Origin of the sequence: Roseibium polysiphoniae (assembly GCF_014842925.1) — a bacterium.
Taxonomy (GTDB): domain Bacteria; phylum Pseudomonadota; class Alphaproteobacteria; order Rhizobiales; family Stappiaceae; genus Roseibium; species Roseibium polysiphoniae.
The window spans coordinates 56,932-78,050 of the sequence record NZ_JACYXJ010000003.1 but is presented as its reverse complement, the minus strand read 5'-3'; the positions used below and the strand labels follow the sequence as shown (position 1 = coordinate 78,050).

Annotated in this window: 24 protein-coding genes; 18 read left to right on the top strand and 6 right to left on the bottom strand. The window is 59.1% G+C overall.

From position 1 onward, the window contains the following. Positions 1-133: 133 nt before the first annotated feature. The 6 genes from IG617_RS07380 to IG617_RS07355 all read left to right on the top strand — a co-directional run bounded on the left by IG617_RS07380 (position 134) and on the right by IG617_RS07355 (position 5,068). Positions 134-1,810, top strand: a complete 1,677-nt coding sequence (locus IG617_RS07380) for a tetratricopeptide repeat-containing sulfotransferase family protein (protein WP_192108605.1) — start codon at positions 134-136, stop codon at positions 1,808-1,810. An 89-nt stretch (positions 1,811-1,899) separates the two neighbouring features. Continuing rightward, positions 1,900-2,190 carry an HlyU family transcriptional regulator gene (locus IG617_RS07375; protein ID WP_192108604.1) on the top strand — a complete coding sequence of 97 codons (291 nt, stop codon included), beginning with the start codon at positions 1,900-1,902 and terminating at the stop codon, positions 2,188-2,190. 117 nt (positions 2,191-2,307) lie between these two features. Continuing rightward, complete coding sequence (pgsA, locus tag IG617_RS07370; RefSeq protein ID WP_192108603.1) at positions 2,308-2,880, top strand: CDP-diacylglycerol--glycerol-3-phosphate 3-phosphatidyltransferase; 573 nt, start codon at positions 2,308-2,310, stop codon at positions 2,878-2,880. 25 nt (positions 2,881-2,905) lie between these two features. Beyond that, the gene (gene moaD, locus IG617_RS07365; RefSeq protein WP_338109952.1) at positions 2,906-3,166 is read left to right on the top strand and encodes a molybdopterin converting factor subunit 1; all 261 of its coding nucleotides are present in this window, start codon (positions 2,906-2,908) and stop codon (positions 3,164-3,166) included. Positions 3,167-3,169: 3 nt separating this feature from the next. Further along, the gene (locus tag IG617_RS07360; RefSeq protein ID WP_192108601.1) at positions 3,170-3,643 is read left to right on the top strand and encodes a molybdenum cofactor biosynthesis protein MoaE; all 474 of its coding nucleotides are present in this window, start codon (positions 3,170-3,172) and stop codon (positions 3,641-3,643) included. Between the two features lie 177 nt (positions 3,644-3,820). Continuing rightward, positions 3,821-5,068 carry a multidrug effflux MFS transporter gene (locus IG617_RS07355; RefSeq protein WP_246541893.1) on the top strand — a complete coding sequence of 416 codons (1,248 nt, stop codon included), beginning with the start codon at positions 3,821-3,823 and terminating at the stop codon, positions 5,066-5,068. Between the two features lie 85 nt (positions 5,069-5,153). Here IG617_RS07355 and IG617_RS07350 read toward each other — a convergent pair whose 3' ends face one another. Beyond that, complete coding sequence (locus IG617_RS07350) at positions 5,154-6,056, bottom strand: branched-chain amino acid aminotransferase (RefSeq protein WP_192108600.1); 903 nt, start codon at positions 6,054-6,056, stop codon at positions 5,154-5,156. Positions 6,057-6,311: 255 nt separating this feature from the next. On the opposite strand from IG617_RS07350, the gene IG617_RS07345 reads away from it, so the two are divergent. The 3 genes from IG617_RS07345 to IG617_RS07335 all read left to right on the top strand — a co-directional run bounded on the left by IG617_RS07345 (position 6,312) and on the right by IG617_RS07335 (position 9,045). Further along, positions 6,312-6,893, top strand: a complete 582-nt coding sequence (locus tag IG617_RS07345) for a MarR family winged helix-turn-helix transcriptional regulator (protein WP_192108599.1) — start codon at positions 6,312-6,314, stop codon at positions 6,891-6,893. Positions 6,894-6,905: 12 nt separating this feature from the next. Continuing rightward, positions 6,906-7,598, top strand: coding sequence for a response regulator (locus IG617_RS07340; protein ID WP_192108598.1), 693 nt, complete (start codon positions 6,906-6,908; stop codon positions 7,596-7,598). A gap of 154 nt (positions 7,599-7,752) precedes the next feature. Continuing rightward, on the top strand, positions 7,753-9,045 hold the full coding sequence (locus IG617_RS07335; protein WP_254170491.1) for an ATP-binding protein: 1,293 nt from the start codon (positions 7,753-7,755) through the stop codon (positions 9,043-9,045). A 31-nt stretch (positions 9,046-9,076) separates the two neighbouring features. Here IG617_RS07335 and IG617_RS07330 read toward each other — a convergent pair whose 3' ends face one another. From IG617_RS07330 to IG617_RS07310, 5 genes are all read right to left on the bottom strand, one after another. Beyond that, positions 9,077-9,427 carry a tRNA-binding protein gene (locus IG617_RS07330; protein ID WP_209008339.1) on the bottom strand — a complete coding sequence of 117 codons (351 nt, stop codon included), beginning with the start codon at positions 9,425-9,427 and terminating at the stop codon, positions 9,077-9,079. An 84-nt stretch (positions 9,428-9,511) separates the two neighbouring features. Continuing rightward, positions 9,512-10,207: a TetR/AcrR family transcriptional regulator gene (locus tag IG617_RS07325; protein ID WP_192108595.1), complete on the bottom strand. Its 696-nt coding sequence runs from the start codon at positions 10,205-10,207 to the stop codon at positions 9,512-9,514. A 113-nt stretch (positions 10,208-10,320) separates the two neighbouring features. Continuing rightward, a complete protein-coding gene (gene proC / locus IG617_RS07320) occupies positions 10,321-11,139 on the bottom strand; it encodes a pyrroline-5-carboxylate reductase (RefSeq protein WP_192108594.1) in 819 nt (272 codons plus the stop codon). Continuing rightward, positions 11,136-11,636 (bottom strand): type III secretion system chaperone family protein, encoded by a 501-nt coding sequence (locus IG617_RS07315; protein WP_153768070.1) that lies wholly within the window; start codon positions 11,634-11,636, stop codon positions 11,136-11,138. Before IG617_RS07315 ends, proC begins: the two co-directional genes overlap by 4 nt. A gap of 280 nt (positions 11,637-11,916) precedes the next feature. Beyond that, a complete protein-coding gene (locus tag IG617_RS07310; protein ID WP_192108593.1) occupies positions 11,917-12,213 on the bottom strand; it encodes an accessory factor UbiK family protein in 297 nt (98 codons plus the stop codon). A gap of 243 nt (positions 12,214-12,456) precedes the next feature. Here IG617_RS07310 and lgt point away from each other — a divergent pair, with 243 nt between their 5' ends. The 9 genes from lgt (at position 12,457) to IG617_RS07265 (ending at position 21,094) form a co-directional block, all read left to right on the top strand. Then, the gene (gene lgt / locus IG617_RS07305) at positions 12,457-13,281 is read left to right on the top strand and encodes a prolipoprotein diacylglyceryl transferase (protein ID WP_192108592.1); all 825 of its coding nucleotides are present in this window, start codon (positions 12,457-12,459) and stop codon (positions 13,279-13,281) included. Next, on the top strand, positions 13,278-14,378 hold the full coding sequence (locus tag IG617_RS07300; protein WP_192108591.1) for a class I SAM-dependent methyltransferase: 1,101 nt from the start codon (positions 13,278-13,280) through the stop codon (positions 14,376-14,378). Before lgt ends, IG617_RS07300 begins: the two co-directional genes overlap by 4 nt. Positions 14,379-14,381: 3 nt before the next feature. After that, on the top strand, positions 14,382-15,149 hold the full coding sequence (pgeF, locus tag IG617_RS07295; RefSeq protein ID WP_192108590.1) for a peptidoglycan editing factor PgeF: 768 nt from the start codon (positions 14,382-14,384) through the stop codon (positions 15,147-15,149). Positions 15,150-15,151: 2 nt separating this feature from the next. Then, positions 15,152-16,309: a M24 family metallopeptidase gene (locus IG617_RS07290; RefSeq protein WP_192108589.1), complete on the top strand. Its 1,158-nt coding sequence runs from the start codon at positions 15,152-15,154 to the stop codon at positions 16,307-16,309. A gap of 97 nt (positions 16,310-16,406) precedes the next feature. Next, complete coding sequence (locus IG617_RS07285) at positions 16,407-16,919, top strand: hypothetical protein (RefSeq protein ID WP_192108588.1); 513 nt, start codon at positions 16,407-16,409, stop codon at positions 16,917-16,919. Between the two features lie 236 nt (positions 16,920-17,155). Next, the gene (locus IG617_RS07280; protein WP_153768063.1) at positions 17,156-18,088 is read left to right on the top strand and encodes a ribose-phosphate pyrophosphokinase; all 933 of its coding nucleotides are present in this window, start codon (positions 17,156-17,158) and stop codon (positions 18,086-18,088) included. A 238-nt stretch (positions 18,089-18,326) separates the two neighbouring features. Beyond that, positions 18,327-18,941 (top strand): 50S ribosomal protein L25/general stress protein Ctc, encoded by a 615-nt coding sequence (locus IG617_RS07275; RefSeq protein WP_192108587.1) that lies wholly within the window; start codon positions 18,327-18,329, stop codon positions 18,939-18,941. 176 nt (positions 18,942-19,117) lie between these two features. Beyond that, on the top strand, positions 19,118-19,882 hold the full coding sequence (pth, locus tag IG617_RS07270) for an aminoacyl-tRNA hydrolase (protein ID WP_192108586.1): 765 nt from the start codon (positions 19,118-19,120) through the stop codon (positions 19,880-19,882). 24 nt (positions 19,883-19,906) lie between these two features. Continuing rightward, positions 19,907-21,094, top strand: a complete 1,188-nt coding sequence (locus tag IG617_RS07265; protein WP_192108585.1) for a serine hydrolase — start codon at positions 19,907-19,909, stop codon at positions 21,092-21,094. Positions 21,095-21,119: the final 25 nt, after the last annotated feature.

The window sequence follows — 21,119 nt, the reverse complement described above, 5'->3', positions numbered from 1 at the left end:
GGTTGGTTACAACTAGACATGTTTTCGCCTTATTTCTAACGAATTTCGACCACATTGAAAACTACATAGTTTACTCATTGTTCTTCCGGGCGGCCGCCTCCTCCCTCGGCGCCCATCGTTAAATGGCTATAAGATGACACCGAACGTGACCCGCCTCGCGCAGGATGCGCTTGCGCATCAGCACGCTGGCCGCATTGAAACGGCATTGGCGATGTTTTCAGAAGTTCTGCGTCACGACCCGCGCAATCCTCAGGCCCATTTCTCGCTTGGTATCGGAGCCTATCAGGCCGGCAACATCGACGCCGCTATTGTCCATTTGAAGGCTGCTGCAAGCAAGGTCCGCAAGCACCCGCAAGTGCACCAGCTGCTGGGTCTGGCTCTCATGAATTCCGGAGACCTGATCAGCGCGCGCGTTTCTCTGCAAAAAGCCGTTTCACTTGCCTCGAAGAACGCCGACCTTCACGCCCAACTTGGAGATCTTTACCGCCTGCAGCGCAAACCGGTGCTCGCGCGTCAATGCTTTGAGCGTGCACTGAAACTGGATCCTGAAAACGGCTACGCCCTGGTAGGTCTGGGGCAACTGGAAGTTTCGCTTGGCAACGTCGAAGAAGCAGAAGGCTGGTTTGAAAAGGCCATAGCCCTCGGCAAGGAGCTACCCACGGCACTGCATCGCCTTGCGTCTACGCGTACTCACACGGAACGCCCGGATTTTCTGGACAAAATCGAACAACTTGTTTCCGACGACGCACCTCTCGCCAAACCTGAAAAATCGGAGCTGCACTGGGCGGCGGGCAAAGTCTATTTCGACCTTGGCGACACGCCGCATGCCGCGGAACACTATCGCACCGCGCGGCGCATCCGATATGATCCGTTTGATCAAAAGGCCTATGACGAGCGTCTGGCGTTCATGAAGGACCTTTTCACGGAAGGTTTTTTCGCCGAGAGAAGCGAAGCTGCAAGCGAGTCTGAAAAGCCACTTTTCATCTTCGGCATGCCGCGCTCCGGAACGACCCTCGCCGAACAGATCGTTGCACGTCACTCAGCCGTTGCCAGTGGCGGAGAATTGGGTTTTTTCCGTCAAACGCAGCAGGAACTTGGTCTGATGGGACCGCCCAGCCCGGCTCTGGAAAGCCGCATCAGGTCACTCGGCCCCTCAGAATATGCACGCATCGCAAGGGCATACCTGAAGGAGCTTGACGCCGTCGACAAGCGGGCCTTGCGGGTGACGGACAAGATGCCTCACAATTTCGAAATGCTGTGGCTAATGTCGCTCCTCTATCCGAAAGCGACCTTCGTGCATTGCGTTCGCTCGCCCGCCGACACCTGCGTCTCATTGCTGTCGCATGCACTTTCCCCGGCACACAACTATTGCCGCACCCAGGAGAGCGTCGGCACATATTTCCAGTCCTATGCAAGCCTGATGGACCATTGGAAAAAGGTTCTTCCGGTGAATATTCACACGCTCACCTATGAAGACCTGGTCTATGATCAGGAAGGCCAGAGCAAAGCCCTGGTCGAAGCGGCAGGCCTCGACTGGCAGGCTGTCTGCATGGAATTCTACAACGGCGACAGCCCGGTCACGACCTTTTCGGACCTGCAGGTCAGACGCCCGATTTTCCGCTCCTCCATCGGACGCTGGAAACGGCACAAGGATCTCTTGCCGGATCTCTTTGAAGCGCTCGGACCGCTGGCGCCGGAGGAAGTACGCAAGCAGCCCAAGCTCCTGGAACCGGTTGAAAGCGTTGCGATCGGCCGGCCCGACAACGATCATCATCTTGGCGAGGCTCTGCAAAGCGGAAAAACAGTCTAACCCCACTGCCGCGGCTTGAAGACAGGGACCCTGACGCGATACACCCTAAGACAGATGGATCGCGCTGGTCGCAGCTAAGGGATAGCAACATGTTCGGCAAAGTTATCAAGGGCCTGTTCGGCTCCTCGTCCGCTTCGGAACCAAAGACGAAGGCCTCACCTCCTGTCCTGTACGACGGTTTCGAAATCATTGCTGAACCGCGGCCAGCCGGTGGCCAGTGGCAAGTCGCCGGTCATATCGAAAAAGACATCGATGGCGAACGCAAGGTCCATGTCTTTGTGCGCGCGGACACCATGCCAACATCTGACGAAGCTGCGGAGCATACCGTGCGCAAGGCAAAGCTTCTGATCGATCAGCAAGGCCCTGCCCTCTTCGGCTAGGCCGCTGCCGAGAAAGATACCATCCTCGAACCCGGCTTATGGCCACGTTGACACCCCAACAACGCCATGCTTGTGTCCGCCCAAAGTTGCCCTGATGCCGCAGAGCTTGAAAGCCCCATGAAACGCAATGTCGCCCTCAGCCTGCCCAACATCCTGACCTATGGACGTATTGCGGCAGTTCCAGCCGTGGCTGCCTGCTTTTACTTCGAAGGCAACACACCGCGCTGGATTGCGCTTGGCATCTTCATCGTCGCCGCGATCACTGACTTCTTCGACGGTTACCTCGCCCGCGCCTGGCAGCAGCAGTCCGCGCTTGGCCGCATGCTGGACCCGATTGCCGACAAGCTGCTCGTCTCCGTTTCGCTCATGGTCCTGGTCTATGTGGGAACCATCGGCGAATGGTCGTTGATTGCTGCGCTCATCATCCTGTGCCGCGAAATCCTGGTCTCGGGTCTGCGCGAGTTCCTCGCAGAGCTACAGGTCAGCGTGCCTGTGACTCAGTTGGCCAAGTGGAAAACAACGGTTCAAATGGTCGCAATCGCGCTGCTGCTCGTGGGTCCGGCTGGAGAAATCTTTCTGCCGGGAACAGTTCTTGCCGGACTGATCGCCCTTTGGCTTGCCGCCCTGCTGACGCTTTACACCGGTTACGATTATTTCCGCGCCGGCATCGGCCATCTGATAGAAGAATGAGACCGAATTCCCATTTCTCGAAGGAGTGGCTTCTGTGAAGATCCGCTATTTTGCCTGGGTTCGTGAGAAAGTCGGGGTCGACGAGGAGACGCTCGATCTGCCCGAGAGCGTCACAACGGTTGCTCACCTCATCTCATTCCTGAAAGCTAGCGACGAGCGCTACGCCATGGCTTTTGAAGAGCAGGACGCCATTCGCGTTGCCCTGGATCAGATGCACGTCGAACACGACGAACCACTGGGCGTCACTCAGGAAGTTGCCTTTTTCCCGCCAATGACAGGCGGCTGACCGATGGCAGATCCGGCGCCTGTCCTTGCAACGATCCGCGTGCAGTCAGAAGATTTCGACGCAGCCCATGAAGCCAACCTCCTGGCGCAAGGCCGCAAGGACGTTGGTGCACTTGTGACCTTCACAGGCCTCTGCCGGGACGAGGGAGGGCGTCTTTCGGCGCTGGAACTCGAGCATTACCCGGGCATGGCAGAAGCTGAAATCGCACGGATCGCCGAACAGGCCTGCAGCAGGTGGCCACTCACCGGCCTCACCGTCATCCACCGTTTCGGCAAGATCGCTCCGGGCCGCAACATCGTGCTCGTTGTGGCCGCGTCTTCCCATAGGCGCGCAGCTTTCGAAGCCGCCGACTTTATGATGGACTTTCTGAAGACCCGCGCGCCCTTTTGGAAAAAAGAGCACCTCCTCTCGGGAGAAAGCCAGGGCTGGGTCGAGGCCAGGGATGTAGACGACGAAGACGCCAAACGCTGGACGTGACAACTAAACCTGAAGTTGCCTCAATCCAAAAGCGCCACTATTTTTCAGATACCCTTGCTGGAACGCAGATTTAACTTGACCACCCGGTCGAAGATCGGGTCAATCTGACTGCAAAACAATAACCTACCCGTCCTGCTGCACCCTGACTGCCGGCAGTTCCGCTTTCAAGGAGGGCTGATGCCCGATCATACGCCAAAGTCGCCGAGCGGTACTCATTCCAGTCCCGGTATGCCTTTCATCGAATTTGTGGTGATGATCGCGGCTCTCATGGCGCTGAACGCCCTGGCGATGGATGTAATGCTGCCGGCTCTGCCCGACATCGGCAACGCCCTGGGCATCGAGAATGAAAACGACCGGCAGCAAGTGCTCATCGCCTATCTCATCGGCTTTGGCGGCGCCCAGCTCTTTTATGGTCCGATTTCAGATTCTTATGGCCGGCGTGCGATTCTGCTGGGCGGCCTCGCGCTCTATGCAGTCGCGAGCGTTGCTTCGCTCATGTCGAACACGCTTGACCAACTGCTTCTTGCCCGTTTCGTCCAGGGCGTTGGATGCGCCGCGACCCGCGTGATTGCGGTGTCGGTCGTACGTGATTGCTACACCGGACGTCAGATGGGCAAGGTGATGTCTCTCGTCATGATGATTTTCATGGCCGTGCCGATCATCGCCCCCTCAATCGGCCAGGCCGTCCTTCTCATGTCGAACTGGCACTGGATTTTCTCGCTGCTGCTTTTCGCCGGCATTGTCATGCTGATCTGGTGCTGGATCCGCCTGCCTGAAACCTTGCCGAAAGAGTACCGCCAGCCCCTGAACGTGGAAACGATCCTCAGGGCCTATATTACGACGGTCAAGACCCGCGTCAGCCTCGGCTACATGCTCGCCATCACCTGCGTCTTCGGCGGCCTGTTCTCTTTCATAACGATGTCGCAGCAGATATTCGTCGATATCTATGGGCTCGGAGTCTATTTCCCGATCGTTTTTGCGGGCATCGCCGTCGCCATGTCCCTCGCCTCTTTCCTGAACTCGCGCCTGGTCGAGGCCGTCGGCATGCGGCGCCTGTCTCACACCGCAACGCTGGTCTATACGGGAAGCGGCATTCTGCTCTTTGCCCTGTCCAGCGCCGGGATTGAAAACCTGATCGTCTTCACCATCCTGTCCGCCACGCTCATGGCCTGCTTCGGCTTCATCGGCGCAAACTTCAACTCCATGGCGATGGAACCGCTCGGGGACATCGCGGGAACGGCTTCATCGGTGATCGGATTTGTGACGACCCTTGGCGGCGCGATCCTCGGCTACATCATGGGCCAGTACTTCAACGGCACGACCCAGCCGCTTGGCTTTGCCTTCGCGATCTATGGGCTTGGTGCTCTTGCAAGCATCCTGATCGCTGAAAAAGGCAACATGTTCCGCGCGCTGCACAGCAACTGAGGCCACCTCGCATCAGCAACAAAAAAAGCGTGCCGCCACAGCAACACGCTTTTTTTTCAACCGAAGCTCTAAATGCTGAAAGCGGTTAGGCGTTCGCGACCTTCAGGGTCGGAGCCGAAGGACGTACCGCCGCATCATAGTCTTCCATGAGCGTCTTGGTGATCTCGCCTACTTCGAAACTGTAAGGGCCGATCTCGGACACAGGCGTCACTTCAGCAGCCGTTCCTGTCAGGAAGCACTGTTCAAAGCCTTCCATCTCTTCCGGCATGATGACGCGCTCGACGACTTCAATGCCGCGATCCTTGGCCAGACCGATGACAGTCCGACGCGTGATGCCATTCAGGAAGCAATCCGGGGTCGGTGTGTGGATCTTGCCGTCCTTGATGAAGAACACATTCGCACCGGTGGCTTCGGCCACCTGGCCGCGCCAGTCCAGCATCATGGCATCGGCATAGCCTTTGCGCTCGGCTTCATGCTTGGAGAGCGTGCAGATCATGTAGAGACCGGCGGCCTTGGACTTGTACGGCGCGGTCAGCGGATCGGGACGGCGATACTTGGCCATGTCCAGCCGGATACCCTTGAGGCGCTCTTCCGGCTTGAAGTAGCTTGGCCACTCCCAGGCTGCGATCGCAAGGTGAATGGTGTTGTCCTGAGCCGACACACCCATCATCTCGCTGCCGCGCCAGGCAACCGGCCGCAAATAGGCGTCGACGAGGTTCATACGGGTCAGAAGCTCTTCCTTGGCGGCGTTGATCACGTCCTCGGACCACGGAATTTCGAAACCCATCACCTCGGCGGAAGCATGCAGACGCGCGGTATGTTCACCGGACTTGAAGATCTGCCCGCCATAGGCCCGCTCGCCTTCGAACACGCAACTGGCATAGTGGAGACCGTGGCTGAGCACATGCAACTTGGCATCCGCCCAGGGCACGAACGCGCCGTCATACCAGATTTCACCGTCGCGCTGATCAAAAGGCAGTCCCGCCATGGTTTTGCTCCCGAGACCCTGTTTCAGGCCTGTTTGTTTTGTTCGTTTTCTATCATCGGCTGGTGCGACGGGGATCGAACTTGCGCCCACCCGTTCACCCGTGTTTTGCACCCCGCCGAAACTATCGGTATCGTTGTCTGAAGGAAATCGAGGTGGGCGGATTCGTTTTGAAACCATGCTCAAAACATCGCCAAACCGGTCAAAGATTTCGTTCAGAACGCTCGTTAGGTAACAATCGGCACGAAATAAGTCAATATGACTGACGTAAATTTCAAAAAGCTTACAGATGACGTGATCAGTCCAGATGGCACCACGGTGGATCAGGGCGCCCCAAGTGTGGAGGAAACCCTTCCATATGACCTGATCGAACTGCTTTTTTTCGCTTATCGCGATTTTACGGCCGATCCGGATGACCAATTGGCCGAATTCGGTTTTGGGCGGGCGCATCACCGGGTGCTTCACTTCGTGGATCGCAACCCCGGCATCATGGTGACGGATCTGCTCAGCATTTTGCGCATTACCAAGCAAAGTCTCGGGCGTGTCCTGAAGCAGCTTGTCGATCAGGATTTCATAGAGCAGCGAGCCGGACCGATCGACCGGCGTCAGCGGCTCCTTCACACCACGACAAAAGGTCACGATCTGGCGATCCGGCTGGCCGCCCTGCAGGCCCAGCGCCTTGAACGCGCCATAAACGGTCTGCCAGATAGCGGCGCTGACACAATTCGCCAATTCCTCTTCCAGATGATCGACGAGGACATGCGGGCTGATGTCGCCAAACTGGTGAACAAGAAATACAAACCGGGAGCACCACAACCGAGCGTGCCTCCGGTTCGGTGACGGGAAAGCAATGTGACCACTCCAGACGACAACGCCAGCCACATTCTCCTTGTCGATGACGACAACCGCATCCGCGAACTGTTGAGCCGCGTTCTCATCGACAACGGTTTCCGGGTCACGTCGGCGGCCAATGCCAGCGACGCACGCAAATTCCTGTCCGGTCTTTCCTTCGATCTCCTGATCCTGGACATCATGATGCCTGGGGAAACCGGCCTGGAGCTTGCGGCCTGGCTAAGAGAGCAATCGACTGTGCCGATCCTGATGCTCACGGCCCGATCAGAAGCGCCAGACAGGATCGCAGGACTGGAAGCAGGTGCGGACGACTATCTGGCCAAGCCCTTTGAGCCGCGCGAACTCATGCTGCGGATCTCGGCGATCCTGCGTCGCGGCGGTCCAAAGCGTGCCGAGGCCTCGCCGGAGATCCGCTTTGGTCCTTTCACATTCAACGCTGCGCGCGGTGAGCTGAAGGAAGGCGATGCTCTCGTCCGGCTGACAGATCGGGAAAAGCAGATCCTCGGTATCTTCGCCGAACAGCCCGGCGCAACGGTTCCCCGCCACAAGATCGTCGGAGACGACAGCGGTCTGGGTGAACGCACGGTGGATGTCCAAATCAATCGCCTGCGCCGCAAGATCGAAACGGACCCGGGAAATCCCGCCTACCTTCAAACGGTTCGCGGCATCGGCTATCGTCTGGCCTGCGACTGAGCCTTGCTTCACAGGAACGCCGAAACGTGAAGCCCTCAGACATGGGACCTAAATGGCCAATCTGAATCGTTACCTGGACGCGCTCCGGCTCCCCTTTCCGTTGAAGCCGCTCTTTATCGCCTATCGGCGTATCAGCCGTCTCGCCTATCGGGTCATGCCGAAGGGGCTCTATACACGCGCCCTTTTGATCATCGTCATGCCGATCGTCATCTTGCAGTCGGTGCTCGTCTTTGTCTTCATGGAGCGGCACTACGATCTGGTCTCCCGCCGCATGTCGGAAGCCGTCGTGCGAGAGATCGCGGCGCTGGTCTATGTACTTGAAAACTACCCTAGCGAGGAAGGCTACGAAAAGGTCGAGGCCCTGGCGACGGACGTTCTGGGCATGTCGGTGACGGTGATGCCGCTGGAGCCTCTGCCGCCTCCGGCCCCCAAACCCTATTTTGACATCATCGACCAAGCGCTCAGCCGCGCGATCAGCCAATCCATCAAGAAGCCCTTCTGGATCGACACGGTTGGCCGTTCGCGTTTTGTGGAAATCCGGATCCAGCTGGAGGACTCCATCCTTCGGGTGTTTGCAAGGCGCAGCCAGACCTTTGCGTCCAACTCCCACTTCTTCCTGGTCTGGATGTTCTCAACGTCCCTGGTCCTGATCATCATCGCGATGCTTTTCCTCCGCAATCAGGTCAGGCCGGTCATACGGCTGGCCGACGCTGCCGAGAGCTTCGGCAAGGGGCGCCCGGTGGAAACATTCCGCCCCAGCGGTGCCCGGGAAGTCCGCCGTGCGGCACAGGCCTTCATCGAGATGCGGCGGCGCATCGAGCGGCAAATCGAACAGCGCACGACCATGCTTGCCGGCGTCAGTCATGACCTGCGCACAATTCTCACTCGCTTCAAGCTGCAATTGGCCCTCTTCGGAGACAGTCCCGAGAGTGATGCCATGCGCAAGGACGTCGATGAGATGACGCACATGCTTGAGGACTATCTCGCCTTCGCACGCGGAGACGGCGACGAGGCCGTGCAGGACACGGACGTGGCCCTGATGCTGGAGGAACTGGAAGAAGAAGCCGAAATTTCAGGGCTTAACGTCAGCGCTTCCTTCGAGGGCCCGCCCGATGTTTCCCTGCGCCGGCTGGCCATGAAGCGCTGCCTCTCCAACCTTGTCACCAACGGGGCAAAATTCGGCAACCAGGTCGAGATATCAGGCCGCCTTGAAGACCGCTGGCTGACAATCTGCGTCGATGACGATGGCCCTGGGATACCAGCGAACGAGCGCGAAAGCGCCTTCCGTGCGTTCCATCGTCTCGACAGTGCGCGCAATCAGGATGAGCCTGGCAGTGGCCTCGGCCTGGCCATTGCCAGGGACATCGCCCGAAGCCATGGCGGCGACCTGTATCTGGAAGACAGCCCGCTTGGCGGTTTGCGGGCCCGCGTGCGCCTCCCCGTCTAGGGGCAGGCACGGTAGGGACGGAAAACTGGCGCTAATAAAGCCGCCCGCCGATCGGCACATCTCTGTCGGGGGAGATCAAGACCACCTCGCCACTCTCGTCAGGCACACCGAGCGTCAGCACCTCGGACCGCATTGGCCCAATCTGGCGCGGTGGGAAATTGACGACAGCCATGACGAGACGGCCAACAAGCTCTTCGGGCTGATAGTGCTTGGTGATCTGGGCCGACGTTTTTTTGATGCCGATCTCTGGCCCAAAGTCGATCTTCATCTTGTAGGCGGGCTTGCGGGCTTCGGCAAAAACCTCTGCCTCGACCACGCGGCCAACCCGCACATCCACTTTCATGAAGTCATCAATTGAAATCGTATCGCTCACAGCACTCATCCGTCTCGTCTAGAATCAGGAGAGTTTGCCGTCCGCGACCATCATAGACAAGCGCAACAGACCACGCTGGAGCCCTCTTTTGCCTTAAGGAGCTGCACTGCCCTGTTCGCCGAGGTCGTCCTGCTCCGACGCCCAGTCATCCGGCTCTGCCTTGCGCCTGCGTCGCCGTGCACCGCCTGCCATTCGCCTCAGGGAGCTGGCAATCTTGTCAGCCTTGTCCAGACGTTGCAGCCAGCCTTCACCCCGATCGAGTTCCTTGTCGAGCCGGGACATGGTGCGCGGCATGCCCTCATCATCCTCATCGAGCCAGGTGTCAACGACACGCGCAAAGGCAACGGCGAGACCCTGAGTGACGAAACGGCCCTTCAATGCAGGAATTTCGATACCGGCGGCAACCAGCATCCACTTTTGAGACCGGACCGCGATGGAATTGAACTCCAGTGCCAAGCCCGGATCCTTGCGCACGGCCTGATGAAGCGCACGCATGGCATCCTTGTAGGGCGCAAGCTGATCAATGCGGATCATCAGCACATCGAAGAGACGGTCTCTGGCCGGTTGATCGGCCATGTCGTCATCCCGGTCATCCAGAACGGCCTTGTCGATCAGCTCCGCAAAGGCTTCGACAAGAGCGCGCTTGGAAGAAAAACACGCCCGAAGATCCGAAAGCTTCACGTCGGCTTCCCGGGCCAGCAGTGGCAGGCTGACATCCTCGTAAGGGTGAGAGGCCAACAACTTCAGAAACGTCTTGAGAATTTTCTGCTGCGTCCTCGCGTTTGCCATGAGGGATCTCCAAACTTCGGAAGTCGTTACGCAGAAGGAAGATAGGCAGATCAATGCTCAGGGGAAAGGGTGACCTTCCGACACAGTCTGGAAGGCCACCGTGAGAAGGCGCGTTAGCTGGCCAATTCTGTGGCCCTGCGGGCGGCGGCTGCCACGGCCCGCGTCATCAACGGCTGCAACCCATCTGGCGCCATAAGCACATCGAGTGCTGCGGCAGTGGTTCCGTTCGGGGAGGTCACATTCTTGCGCAAAGTTGACGGCACATCATCCGACTGGTGCATCAGCTCCCCGGCGCCGGTGACCGTCGCATCGGCCAGTTCTCTCGCCAGCTCTTCGGGCAGTCCCAACTCGCGCCCGGCCTCAGCCAGACACTCGGCAAGCCAGAACACATAGGCCGGCCCGGATCCGCTGACGGCCGTCACCTGATCGATCTGGTCCTCGTTATCAAGCCAGACCACCTTGCCGACCGCACCGAGCAGCGATTCAATTGTCTCTTTCTGGACTGAGGACACGCCCGCGTTCGGATAGACGGCCGTGATGCCGCGTCCGACCATCGCCGGCGTGTTCGGCATGGCCCGTGCGACAGGCACCTGGCCAAATGCGGTCTCGAACCTGGCAATCGGCGTGCCGGCGGCAACCGAGAGGATCAGCGTGTCAGGACGGACCGCGGGAGCCACGCCCGGCAAGACCACATCCATCATCTGCGGCTTGACAGCGATGAGCACAATCGACGGATTGAGATCTGCGGGAGTCTCCGTGACGTGCCGAATGCCATGCGTCTCGAGCAGAGACAGCATTTCGGGAGCCGGTCCCGGGTCACACACAACGATGGCGGAAGGATCGACACCATCTGCCATCCAGCCGGACAACATTGCGCCCCCCATCCGACCCGCACCAACGAGAAGGAAGGGACGCTCTTTACTGAAAATCATGCTTCGCCTGCGGTTTCAAACAAGGCCGTCGCGACGGCTTCCGTGGCGCTTTTACCTGCCCAGACCACGAACTGAAAGGCCTGATAATACCGCTCACAGCTGTCGAGCGCATTTGCCAGCATGGCTTCGATCTGAGGCGGAGTGGCATCCGCACCACCGGCCAGCAGCAGTGATTGCCGGAACATCACCACGCCTTCCTGGTTCCACAGGTCGAAATGCCCCATCCAGAGCTGCTCGTTCGCAAGTGCCAGAAGTCTGACAACTTCGGTTTTTCTTGGCTCGGTGACCTTGAGATCGAAGGCGCATGCCAAATGCAGGGCCTCGACCTCCTCCATCCAGGAGAAGGAAATGTGATAGTCGCACCACGTCCCGCCCACCGAGATGGTGATCTCATCTTCGGCAGACCGCTCGAACATCCAGTCGTTCAGGGCGGCAACGGTTTCGATGGTGTCGACGGGATTGTCAGGTCGCTCGAATTCGAACTCGATGAGGCTCATCGTCGTCTCCCTTCTCGGTCCCGGAGCGAATGATACCGCAGGTGCGTAATATCCCAGCCGCCGGGCTTGTCCCAAGCTTTTTCGAAACGGCTGCCGCGTTGGGCAGGCTACATACCGTTCCGACGAATCCCTGTTAGGATTCAGTATAGAATCAAGAAGGACTTAAGAGATACAGTCAGATTGTCGTGACGTCACCGAAACTTGTGGATGGTGGAGCTTCAAAACGCAAAAAGCCCGCAGAAAACTGCGGGCCGATGTCTTTGTGCTCTGCAAAATTTAGTTAGGCGTCGCTTGCCTTAGGTGCCGACTTCGCGGCTGTTTTGGCCCTCGAAGCAGGCTTTTTCTCAAGAGCCTCTAGGCGCGCTTCGAGTTCCTCGACCTTGTCGAGCGCACGAACGGCAATTTCCTTGACGGCCTCATGTTCGTCACGGGAAACGAGGTCCATATCGGACAAAAACCGCTCCGCCTGCGCCCGGAAGGCCGTTTCGACCTCGCGGCGTGCGCCCTGGGCGACGCCTGCAGCATCGGTCATCAACTTGGCAAAATCGTCAAACATGCGATTGGGGCCCTGGGTCATGGCGAACTCCTGAAGTACCAAAGATCCTCCCACACACCTATGAGGGATTGACCCGAACTTCAAGGACACTTCTTCGTCAAACTTGGAAGGCAGACAGGGACCTGCGCTGTGAGCCCGGATCGACTTGACGCGGACCGTGCGAATGGGACAGCGTGGCGCCGACGCGCCGGATCGAATTTTACGGCGCTGGAACCCTGCACTCAAAGCTGCCGAAAAGTGCAGCCGCCCGGAGACATTTGGCCAATGCCACTTCTTGTCCTGCCCTTTCCGGCCATCGACCCGGTCCTGTTCCAGATCGGGCCCTTCGCGCTGCGCTGGTATGCTCTGGCCTATATTGTCGGCATCGTTCTGGCATGGCGCTACATGCGACAGCTAGTTCTGAACGACAGGCTCTGGGGCAACAGCCCACGCCCCACACCGCTGGATCTGGATGACTTCGTCGTTTGGGGAACGCTCGGCATCATCCTGGGCGGTCGTCTTGGCTATGTGCTGTTCTATAATCCCGCCTATTACCTCGCCAATCCCGCCGAAGCCCTGGCTGTCTGGACCGGCGGCATGTCGTTCCACGGCGGCTTTGCTGGCACGGTGATCGCCATGATCCTTTTCGCCTGGCGCAGAAATCTGTCGATCTGGCGCTTGTTCGATCTCGCCGGGACGGCAGCTCCGATAGGGCTTTTCTTTGGGCGGATCGCCAATTTCATCAATGCCGAGCTCTGGGGCAGGCCGGCCGACGTGCCCTGGGCCTTCGTCTTCCCCGGTGCAGGACCTGAACCACGGCACCCAAGCCAGCTTTATGAAGCCGCCCTTGAGGGCATCGTCCTGTTCATCGTGATCCGCATTCTCACCCATCGCTATCAGATGCTTCAGCGCCCGGGGTTTGTTGCCGGTGCCTTCGCATTTGGGTACGGCATCGCCCGTTGCATCGCTGAACTCTACCGTGTGCCCGACGCGCATATTGGCTACCTCTCCAGCTTTGTCACAATGGGCATGATCCTGTCTTTGCCGATGATCCTGACCGGTGCCGCCGTGATGATCTGGTCCTTGCGCAAGGCCTCCGTGACCGCATGACGACAGGTGACCTGAAAACCCGGATCAAACAGCGCATCGCCGCCCAGGGGCCGATAACAGTCGCAGACTACATGGCGACCTGCCTCGGCGATCCGCAAGCAGGCTACTACACCACCCGGCAGGTGTTCGGACGTGAGGGTGATTTCACCACCGCACCCGAAGTCAGCCAGATGTTTGGCGAACTGATCGGCGCATTCTGCCTTCAGGCATGGGAACGCATGGGGTCGCCCAAATCGTTCCAGCTGGTGGAGCTTGGCCCGGGCCGGGGCACCTTGATGTCCGATCTGCTGCGAACCGCAGCCCTGCGGCCGGCGTTTCTTGAAGCTGCAGAGCTGACCCTCGTCGAGATGAGCCAGAAACTGCGCAAGCAGCAGGCGAAGAAGCTTGAAAAAAGCGGTCTCCAGCCACGTTTCGCAGAAGGCCTGGACCAAATCGAAAGCGGCCCGCTGGTTGTCGTTGCCAATGAGTTTTTCGACGCCCTGCCAATTCATCAGTTCGTCAAGACAGCCAGCGGCTGGCTGGAACGGCTGGTGGGATTGGATGATGCAGGGAAACTGGGCTTTGGCCTAGGAACAGCACGCCTTGCCGACCATGACCTGCCGAAGCCGGCAGCCCTCGCGCCGGACGGCTCGATCCTGGAAACCCAGCCCGCTGCCAATGCCATTGCTGAGGAGATCGGCGCGCGCATCGCGAAGGATGGTGGCTGCGCCCTGTTTGTCGACTACGGCTATCTTCAGCCGGCACCCGGCGACACGCTTCAGGCCTTGTACAAACACAGCTATGACGATGTTTTTGCGCGCCCGGGCGAAGCGGATCTGACGGCCCATGTGAACTTCGAAGCGCTCGCAGCTGCAGCCACCAGAGCCGGTGCCATCGCATTTCCGCCGCTGGAGCAAGGCGAGTTCCTGCTCCGTCTTGGCCTTCTCGAACGCGCGGGCGCTCTAGGAACAGGAAAATCCCATCTTCAGCAGGAGGGCATTCGCGATGCGGTCGAACGCCTTGCAGCTCCGAACCAGATGGGTCAACTTTTCAAGGTTCTGGCCCTCAGCAACACACCGGCACCACTGTCACCGTTTGATGAGCCTTCAGGGAGATAAGCAGTGATCCAGTCTGACGATCTGAGCAGCGCAGGCATCCGGCACGGGTTTTTCACCCGCAACGGCGGCGTGTCTTCCGGCATCTATGGTAGCCTCAACATCGGTCTTGGCTCGGACGACGATCGCGAAAAGGTGCTCGAAAATCGCAAGCGGGTCGCTTCCAGACTGGATGTCGAGGCGGACCGGCTGGTGACACCGCATCAAATACACTCCCCAAACGTCATAAAGGTTGAAGGGCCCTGGGCGGCGGACACAGATCGGAAAGCCGACGCATTGGTCACGACCCAGCACGGCCTTGCCATCGGCATCGCGACGGCAGATTGCGGTCCGGTGCTCTTTGCCGATACGGAGGCAGGTGTCATCGGCGCGGCCCATTCAGGTTGGAAGGGCGCCGTCGGCGGCATTCTTGAAAACACCCTCGCGGCCATGGAGCAGCTCGGCTCCGCGCGCTCGAACGTCATCGCGGTGCTCGGACCGACGATTTCCCAAAAGGCCTATGAAGTCGGGCCGGAATTCCGCGACAGGTTTATCGCCGAGAAGGCAACCAGCGCCCGCTATTTCATTCCGTCCGAAAAGCCTGACCACCATATGTTCGATTTGCCTGGCTTTATCATTGACCGGCTGAGCGATGCCGGCGTCGGCGCTGTTCAAGATCTCGGCCTGTGCACCTACGCGGACGAAGACAAGTTCTATTCCTACCGGCGCACGACCCATCGCGGCGAGCCGGACTATGGCCGACTGATCTCTGCAATCGTTCTGACGGGAAACTGAAAATGGCCCTGCATTTCACATCGGACGAATATGCCGCGCGCATGAACAGACTAACGGCGCGCATGGCAGAGGAAAAACTCGACGCCATGCTGCTGTTTGCGCAAGAGAGCATGTACTGGCTGACCGGTTACGACACCTTCGGCTTTTGCTTCTTTCAGTGTTTGGTCGTCACCGCCGATGGCCGGAAGCTGCTTCTGACCCGGTCCGCCGACCAGCGTCAGGCCCGCCATACGTCGAACCTTTCCGACATTCGCATCTGGATGGACAGGGGCGAGGCCAACCCGGTCAGCCAGCTGAAGGAACTTCTGTTCGAGATGGATCTGCTGGGTGCCAGGATCGGTGTTGAGTATGACACCCAGGGGATGACCGGCGCCATTGGCCTCGAACTGAACGAGCAGCTCACAAGCTTCGCCGATCTGAAGGACAGCTCGTCTCTCATTCCGATGTTGCGAGCGGTAAAGAGCGCCGAGGAGATTGCCTATGTGCGCCAGGCGGCAGCTTTGGCCGACCGCGCTTTTGACGCCGCCATGGAGGACATACGCCCGGGTGCAGATGAAGGCCGAATTCTTGCGGCCATGCAGGGCGCGATCTTCGAAGGTGGCGGCGATTATCCCGGCAACGAGTTCGTCATCGGCTCGGGCCGCGATGCCCTTTTGTGCCGTTACAAGTCCGGACGCAGGACACTCGACGCCGACGATCAGATCACACTCGAATGGGCGGGCAGCTATCGGCACTACCATGCTGCGCTCATGCGCACGGTCATCGTCGGCAGACCAACCAGCCGCCACGAAGAGATGTATGCCGCCACCCGCGACGCACTGGCGGCCGTGGAGGAAAAGCTGCGGCCCGGCTGCACCTTCGGCGATCTCTTTGAGGCCCATTCCTCTGCCATGGACCGCCACGACATGATGGCCCACCGCCTCAACGCCTGCGGCTATTCCCTTGGCGCAAGATTCACCCCGAGCTGGATGGATCCACCCATGGCGTTCAAGGACAATCCCGCGATCATCGAGCCCAACATGGTCATCTTCCAGCACATGATCCTGATGGATTCGGTGACCGAAACGGCAATGACGCTCGGGCGCACCTACCTGACCACTGAGGGCGAGCCGGAAAGCCTTTCCAGCCTGCCACTCGACCTTCCGGTCAAGTCGGGCTAAACCTTTTCCAAACAGTTGCCTGAACAGTCGATTCTGATCGTCAAAACGAATGGTCCGTTCAAACAACCCGAAGCATGCCAATCATGAGCCGATGCATATGCCGATAGTAAATTTCTGCCGATGGTCCCTCGCCGCTGTCGTTGCACTTGGCCTTGCAGCCTGCCAGGCAACTCCTGAGCCCAGAGGATCTGTCGGGATCCCCGCCCCGATCGCGCAGGCACCGGGAATCACGCCCACAACCGAGGCAGGCAAGACCACCTTCGCCTTTGAGCCTTTCACCGGCGCACCGGGCAACATCGCCGACGACCTGTCGAAGTCCATCGGAACCGAGGCGAGCCAGCAGGGACTCGTTCTTGTGCGCCGTGTCGGCGCGCCAGCCACCTATCGGGTGAACGGATACCTGTCAGCGACAGGTCAGACCTCGACAGCCACCGTCTTTTACGTCTTTGACATCGTCGACAACGGCGGGCGCCGGCTGAAAAGAATCTCAGGCACTGAAACTATTTCCGGCACCAGCGGAGACCCCTGGGAGGCTGTCAATTCGGACACGCTGGAGCGGATTGCCAACCGCTCAGTGGTAGAAATGGTGGCTTGGCTCAACCGTCAGTGACCTCTTCGCCAGCGAAATAGCGTTTGGCCGTTAATTAAATTCAAAAAAGGGCAAAAACTGCATATACGTCCGGTTGTCGGATGCCCGAGCGATTGTTACAACGCCGCCGCCTGCTAAGGGCTGCCGGGCGCGCAGATCGTCGGCACCATTCGATACAGGACCCTATTCCGGAACGTTTGAGCAGCTGCAGGACTGCAAGGACGGCACCGGTGTCGCACCAGAAGGACTGGCGGCCAATGAAAATCGTCGCGGGCAATTCCAATCGCGCCCTCGCAGAAGAGATCTCGAAATATCTGGACGTCCCCTTGGCAAAATGCCTGGTACGCCGGTTTGCAGATCAGGAAATCTTCGTCGAGATCCAGGAAAACGTACGCGGTGAAGACGTCTTCATCGTTCAGCCGACCAGCTACCCAGCCAACGACCATCTGATGGAACTTCTCATCATCATTGATGCGTTGCGCAGATCCTCGGCCCGCCGCATCACGGCGGTGCTACCTTACTTCGGCTACGCCCGCCAGGATCGCCGGGCATCGGGCCGTACGCCCATCTCAGCCAAGCTCGTCGCCAATTTGATCACCGAAGCTGGCGCCGACCGTATTCTGACCCTTGATCTTCACGCCGGTCAGATCCAGGGCTTCTTCGACATCCCCACCGACAACCTTTTTGCCGCGCCGGTGATGACCCGCGACATCAAGGAACGCTACGCGACCGACAATGTCATGGTTGTCTCGCCCGATGTCGGCGGCGTGGTCCGTGCCCGTGCGCTTGCCAAGCGCATCGAAGCGCCGCTCTCCATCGTCGACAAGCGTCGTGACAAGCCTGGAGAATCCGAAGTCATGAACATCATCGGTGATGTCGATGGCTTCGACTGCATCCTGGTGGATGACATCGTCGACAGTGGCGGCACGCTTTGCAATGCGGCCGACGCTCTTCTGGCGCAGGGCGCCAAGTCCGTCACCGCCTACATAACACACGGCGTTTTGTCCGGGGGCGCCGTTGCGCGCGTCTCATCTTCCCGGCTCAAGGAACTGGTGATCACCAACTCCATCGAGCCCACTGCGGCAATCACCGCAGCATCGAACATCCGCGCCATCTCGATTGCACCGCTTCTTGGCGAAGCGATCAATCGCACCGCACTCGAAAAGTCCGTTTCAAGCCTGTTTGTCTAAACTGGCCTGCAATTTGACCCGAAAAGCCGGCCATCAAGCCGGCTTTTTTGGGTTTTAGCCGTTCCCCGACAAATGAATATCGCCTGAGACCGCGCACTCGCTTGCACCTTGCCCGGGTTTCGACTATAGCAACGGCGCGCCTCACCCCTGGAGGAGGCGCATTTGGGCTGATCCCGGATTTGAAGCACCTCGCGGACGATACGCCGGCCCTTTTCTATACATCCGAAGGAGTTTTGCCATGGCTGCCAGCTATGAGCTGAAGGCGTCGGCACGGGACCGGGTGGGCAAGGGGGCTGCACGGTCACTGCGTCGCGAAGGCCTTCTACCTGCCGTAATCTACGGTGACAAACAACCTGCCCTGCCGATCACCATTCCGGTGAAGGAAACCACTCTGACCCTGCACAAGGGCGGCTTCCTGACACACATCGGTTCCGTCGAAGTTGACGGCAAGAAGCATCAGGTTATTGCCAAGGACTATCAGCTGCATCCGGTTCGCGACGAACTGATGCATGTCGATTTCCTGCGCGTATCCGCAAACACCTCGCTGACCGTTGATATCCCGGTTGTCTTCATCAACGAAGAAACCTGTCCGGGCCTGAAGCGCGGCGGCATGCTGAACGTTGTTCGCCACACTGTGGAAATGATCGTTCCTGCCAACGCCATCCCGGAATCCCTGGTCTTCGATCTGGCCGAAGCGGATCTCGGCGACGCACTGCATATTTCGGCAACGACCCTGCCGAAGGGCGCACAGCCGACGATCACCGACCGTGACTTCACGGTTGCCACGATCGCAGCACCGGGCGGTGCTCAGGACGAAGAAGAATCGTCCGAAGAAGAAGCAACCGAAGAGTAATCTTCCGGTCTCGAGGGGCGCCCCCCATTCGCCCCTCGAGCACCACGCCGCAACAGGCGTTCAACTGTTGCGCCCAGACGTGTTAGCCTCGGACGTGATGCCCCGCGCCAGGGCCCTTGACGGCAAGCGCCACCTCGGCAACAACTGGCCTCCAAATTCAACGCTAGGACACTCCCATGCGGCTGATCGTGGGCCTCGGAAACCCGGGCGCGAAATACAATCACAACCGGCACAACATCGGCTTCATGGCTCTGGACGAAATCCATCGCCAGAACTCGTCTTTCAGCCCATGGCGCTCCCGCTTTCAGGGCCAGGCCTCCGAGGGACGCCTCGGCTCGGAAAAGGTCCTGCTGCTCAAGCCGTCCACCTATATGAACGAATCCGGCCGCGCAGTCGGAGAGGCCATCCGTTTCTTCAAGATCGAGCCGCAGGACATTGTGGTGATCTACGACGAGCTGGATCTGCCTCCGGCAAAGTTCCGCATGAAGACCGGCGGCGGTCACGGCGGCCACAATGGTCTGCGATCCATTTCCGCCCACATCGGCCAGGACTATCGTCGCCTCAGGCTCGGGATCGGTCACCCCGGCGACAAGAAACTCGTCTCGAACTACGTGCTCGGCGACTTCTCGAAAGCCGACAATGACTGGCTTGAGCCGCTCCTGCGCGAGATCGCCGATCACTGCGCGTTGCTGGCAGAAGGCAAGGACAGCCAGTTCGCCAACAAGTTGACCCTTGCCCTGGAGCCGGAAAAGGCCCGCCGCGCCGACGATGCCGGCAAAAAAGCGCCGGCCCGCAAACCCGGCATACCGCAAAGCAGTCCGAAGCCGAAGGCGCAGAGCCACATTCGTCAGGCCCGCAAGGCAAAGACACCCGACATCCCAAAGTCCGGCCCGATGGCCGACATGCTGAAAAAGCTTCTTGGTGGCGGTGACAAGAGCTGACCTTTGAAAGGCGCTGAGCAGAAGATGATGAAACGCTGTCTCGTTCTGCCCGTCACCCTCCTGATATACGCCCTGTCGGCACTTTCCGTTGGAGCCACTTCGTCAATGTCCGATGCCACGTTCCTCCGCAACCTTTGGAACGAACAGGCCGTCACAGCCAACGACCTGTCCCCGCTGTTTCTCAAGGCCGTACCGCTTGAAGAGCTTCAAGAGCTCTCACGGCAGTTCAAGGCAGATTATGGCGAGGCCACCTCCGTGGTCCCTGGAGCAACTGCTGGTGAGTTCAACCTGCGCACGGCAACCCACGACGTCCTGATTACGTTGGGCCGAGGCGACGATGGCACGATCACAAGTCTTCTCGTCAAACAGATCCAAGTGCGCGCCTCCCCTAAGGAACTGCTGGCCAGGCTGCCGGATTTTGGTCATGACCATGGCCACTTGCTGCTTCGAAACGGCAGGGTGATCTCACAAGCCTCGCCAACGGCAGACTTGGCGATCGGTTCGGGTTTCAAGATTTTTGTCCTCCAGCAACTGGAAGACGCCATCAATGCCGGCCTGACGGGATGGGAAACCATCCTGATCCTGGAGCCGCGGCACAAATCTCTCCCAAGCGGAACGCTTCAGAACTGGCCGGACGGACACCGGCTTACCGTTGAGACCGCCGCCCTTTTGATGATCTCACAATCGGACAACACCGCGACAGATCTTATCATGGATCACCTGGCGGAGCTGCCCTCGCACCGGCCAGGCGACAACAAGGCGCTTCTGACCACACGCCAGTTCTTCCAGTTGAAAGCCGATCCGATCCTTGCCGCCGAGTTCTCAAGCGCAAGCGAAGAGACGCGCCGTGAGTTGCTAGAACGCCTTAGCAAGGCTGAGCTTCCTTCCGTTGACGCCGTCTCGCGTCCCTATCAGCCGGGCATCGAATGGTATGCCAGCGCGGAAGATTTGTGCGCGGCCCTCGATCGCATCGCCCACCTTCCCGCCGTGACTGCCAATCCCGGTTTTGCCCTGGAAGACGACTGGCACAGTGCCGCGTTCAAGGGCGGAAGCGAGATCGGCGTTCTCAATCACACCTATGTTCTGGACGAAGCGGACGGGACCCGGTGGTGTTTCTCGGCCACGTGGAACCAGACAGAACCTCTGGATGAAACAGCCATTCATGCAGCTTTGGGCACCCTGCTTGCGCGCCTTCCAGAACTTGCAGAGTGACGAAGCTCTTCGACGACACAGCGAA